This window comes from Citreimonas salinaria (assembly GCF_900107235.1).
Lineage (GTDB): Bacteria > Pseudomonadota > Alphaproteobacteria > Rhodobacterales > Rhodobacteraceae > Citreimonas > Citreimonas salinaria.
The window spans coordinates 1-2,843 of the sequence record NZ_FNPF01000050.1 but is presented as its reverse complement, the minus strand read 5'-3'; the positions used below and the strand labels follow the sequence as shown (position 1 = coordinate 2,843).

Genomic DNA, 2,843 nt, shown 5'->3' with positions numbered 1-2,843 from the left:
CGGTCGGTCACGTGTGCGACCTGTTCAGTGATGAAGAATGCTACAACTTCTTCAAAGCAGCAGGATACAGAACCAATTAAACGCGATCCGCTCTAAGCGTGAGTTACGCAACAATGCCAGTCGAAGGTGATATGGATGCCAGCCTTGAGGTAATGCGCAGGGCAATGTTTCGGGATTACGCCTTTCATGCAGCCGTTTTTGTTGGCGGCATGGAAGGCGTAATTGATGAGTTCGACCTACTACGCAATGCGGCTCCTAACGCTCGGCTCGTTCCGATCCCCGCACCTGGGGGCGTATCGCGTGAGCTTTTTGAGCGCGTCGGTAATCTGCCTGACGAGATGAGCACTAGGACTGACTTCACGTACTGGCTCTACAGGCTTCTTGATATCGATCCGTCGGAACCTCGCATTCTAGCTGGAGGCAGCAGTGATGCGGGCTGAAGCCCCGATTAGGCACCGCGCGTTCTTCGCTTCGACCTGGGCGGACGCACGTATCCGCCGTTTGCGGGGCGTGGTCTGGTCTACGGGACGCCGTGGCATCACAAATCCAGATGCCCCAAGCCCGATCTGGGTCGCGGAGAAGGATGCACCCCATTTGGGAGAGCACAGGGGGAAGGACGACCTCGAGATCATAGATGCCTGTCTCGATGCTTTTGAAGCATCCAACCGCTTCGTGCTCCTTGACAACGGACAGTACGGAACGCGGCTGGAACTGCCGATAGGCAGTTCTGCATCGTCGTTTCTCGAACTCGAGCTCTTCCAAGCCGCTACCCTATGCAAGCCGATCACCCTCATCACCGTGGGCCAAGCAGCCATGACGTCGTCACCGCTAGCTCGGTTCATGCGCCAGGTTGCGCAAGATGAGCCGGACATCCGGCCTGCGCGTGATCTCGTACATGCGGAAACGTTGATACTCGAGGCAATCTTCGGTTCAGGGTCCGCCGCTTCGATCGATGCTCTGGGCAGAAACCGGGCCGTTCAGGCTCTTGCCACTGAACGGCACAAGGACTGGAAGAACGAGCGGCTCTTCGAGGAACCAATCCTGCTCAAGGGCATGACGGCAGGTGACGTGGACGGGCAACGCGATGCGGAGGTCGCAGCGTGGTATCTCGACCGGGCCGACGAACAGACCGGAATGAACTACATGCTTTCGCGAACTTGGATCGCAATGCGCGCGATGATGCTAGAACACTATTCTACGACCACAGATCCCAAGTTCGTCGCGCTTTGGGACCGTGCGCTAGCAAACTGGTCACGTGCCGCAGCTTGGCGCGGGCTGCACGGCCATCTCTTTCTCGGATCCTTAGCGGCGTCCGGGGCTCGGGCTGCGATGAATCAGCGACTTGGTCTCAGTCAATTCGTACGCGCTGACGAAGGCGCCCGCGATCTCTACGATGCACTCGGCAGCGCGAACTACAGCATTGCCGGGCTGTTGCCCCGCGCAATGGGTCGTGCGTTCTACGAGCGCTGCGCGGCCTATGTCCGCGCAGGTCTCGAAGCCCGGGGCGACGACGAACGCGAATCGCTTCTGCCTCTACGCGGTGCGGTAGAACTTCGCCTCGGACTTCGTAGCGAGGCTCGGCAGACGCCCCGTGACGCCCTGCGCCTCGCCGACCACGGCGGCGATCCGAACCACATCGGATTTCTTACGAGCGAACTGGGATGGTCTGAACTTCGGCGCAATCCATGGCTGGCACGGCGCCACATAGCGGAAGGATTGGGAATGCTGACCTCGGACTGCAATCGAGGCTTCCGTTGCCGTATGATGCGCAAGCTTGTCTACGCAAATATTGCCTCTTTCCGCTGGGGCGAGGCGCGCGTGGTCGCTGCAAGCCTTATCGCCGAAGCCACCGAAGCTCAGGCTTATGATCAGATTGACCAAGTCATTCGGTTTGCTGCAGCCGGTAAGCCTTGAACTTTCGGACTTCCAGACGGGCTTCTCTGACGTCCTGCCGAGGATCCCGTAGAGGTGCGCCCTAACAGCACGTCACCGTGATTGTTGCGCGCTCGCCCTGATCTCCGACAGAGCGCGGATGAGGTTTTTCACGCCAAGGCCGTCATGAAGCGCGCGACAGCTTTGGAACGCTCACGTTGGTTTCCTCGGAACTCGCGACGCTACCGCGGGTCCAGTCCCGAAGTGCTACATTGGCCGTGCTCTTCTTGTTGACGGCGAGTTGGATGTTGCTGGCTTTCCAGCCGTCGTCCTTCTCCCGAAGAACGATGAATCCCAAATACGGATCGCCGGCGAGCTGGTTATGGTCGCCGACATAGCGGGTCTCGTAGGTTGCGCAGACCGTGTGGTCATCCATGAAGGAAGCATCGAGGCAGCGGCGTACCATTTCTGTCAGGCGGTTTTCCTGCAGGCCTTCGATGAAGGCAACGCAGATGGCCTTCACCTCCGCCTCGCTCGTCGCCACGGTTCGTCCCTCCATGCTCTCGAGCGTGAATGGGATGTCGAGCGAGGCCATGGCAGCGGCGACATCGCCGCGGATCGATGCCTGGCCCTGTCGGTTCAGGAAGTCCTGAGCGATGCGATGAGCATCCTTGGCAGCCATGGTTCAACCCGTCCGGAACTTCAGAATAGTTGAGCACTTGCACCAAGTAGCATGGCATTTGGCCATCAGGTCAATACAAGTTGCCGTCCCTTCTGGATCAAATACGGTGGATCCACGAGCGCCCGCAGGTTTGCCTGCGGGCGCTTTTCGATGTCGTTGTTGCACAAATCCGTTCCTGCGGATGGGGATGGGGATGATCGCGGTGCCCTGCCGGTCGGTGATGGCTTTGTGGCACCGGCGCGTGTCGTAGGCGCCGTCGGCGGTGACCGTTCCGATCTGCTCGTCTTCC

The 2,843-nt window shown here is 59.4% G+C and carries 3 protein-coding genes and 1 pseudogene; 2 read left to right on the top strand and 2 right to left on the bottom strand.

The genetic code is table 11. The annotated features are described in order from the left end of the window. Positions 1 to 113: 113 nt before the first annotated feature. Complete coding sequence (locus BLW27_RS21065) at positions 114 to 440, top strand: SLOG domain-containing protein (RefSeq protein ID WP_281242780.1); 327 nt, start codon at positions 114 to 116, stop codon at positions 438 to 440. Positions 441 to 594: 154 nt separating this feature from the next. Further along, entirely contained in the window at positions 595 to 1,914 is a 1,320-nt protein-coding gene (locus BLW27_RS20425) for a hypothetical protein (protein WP_089886568.1), read from the top strand. A 142-nt stretch (positions 1,915 to 2,056) separates the two neighbouring features. On the opposite strand, the gene BLW27_RS20420 is transcribed toward BLW27_RS20425, so the two are convergent. Together BLW27_RS20420 and BLW27_RS21060 are read right to left on the bottom strand one after the other, a co-directional pair. Continuing rightward, positions 2,057 to 2,554 (bottom strand): hypothetical protein, encoded by a 498-nt coding sequence (locus tag BLW27_RS20420; RefSeq protein ID WP_089886566.1) that lies wholly within the window; start codon positions 2,552 to 2,554, stop codon positions 2,057 to 2,059. A gap of 168 nt (positions 2,555 to 2,722) precedes the next feature. Beyond that, a pseudogene (locus BLW27_RS21060) lies at positions 2,723 to 2,843 on the bottom strand (IS5/IS1182 family transposase); the annotation flags it as partial.

What these genes read in the sequence shown, in the direction of transcription:
- BLW27_RS21065 (WP_281242780.1), top strand. Translation starts at nt 114, where the DNA reads ATGCCAGTCGAAGGTGATATGGATGCCAGCCTTGAGGTAATGCGCAGG.
- BLW27_RS20420 (WP_089886566.1), bottom strand. Translation starts at nt 2,554, where the DNA reads ATGGCTGCCAAGGATGCTCATCGCATCGCTCAGGACTTCCTGAACCGA.